Here is a 359-nt window from a genome sequence, read left to right as displayed (position 1 = left end):
CATCGCCCCGATCACCAAGTTTGAAACCTTGTTCTACAAAGATATTGTTAACTTCAGTCAGGCGATACCTAAAAAGTAGTTCACCACAGTGAAGTAAATCCACATTCCTGAGATATCAACGATAGACGCTAAAACCGGGCTTACCAGCACGGCAGGATCAAGCTTAAATGCACGCGCTAGGATAGGCAGTAATCCACCTAGTGTGGTCGACATCGTCACCTGAATAAACAGTGCAACCGCGATAGCAAGTGCGATGGTATTGAGCTCAAAGCCCCCGGTACTACTGCTATCACTAAAGAGTAAGATGCGCCCAATAATCACCAAAGCAATGGCAAAAGCCAAACAAATAGCGACCCGAC

The 359-nt window shown here is 46.2% G+C and carries 1 protein-coding gene; it reads right to left on the bottom strand.

Features of this window, described 5'->3' with window-relative positions:
• Positions 1-57: 57 nt before the first annotated feature.
• A partial coding sequence (locus tag A3773_RS17060) for a magnesium transporter (RefSeq protein WP_197462856.1) occupies positions 58-359 on the bottom strand: 302 nt, incomplete at its 5' end.

Source organism: Neptuniibacter pectenicola, from assembly GCF_001597735.1.
In the GTDB taxonomy this organism is placed as follows: Bacteria; Pseudomonadota; Gammaproteobacteria; order Pseudomonadales; family Balneatricaceae; genus Neptuniibacter; species Neptuniibacter pectenicola.
Note: the sequence above shows the minus strand (reverse complement) of the source record. Positions and strands in the feature narration are given on the sequence as shown.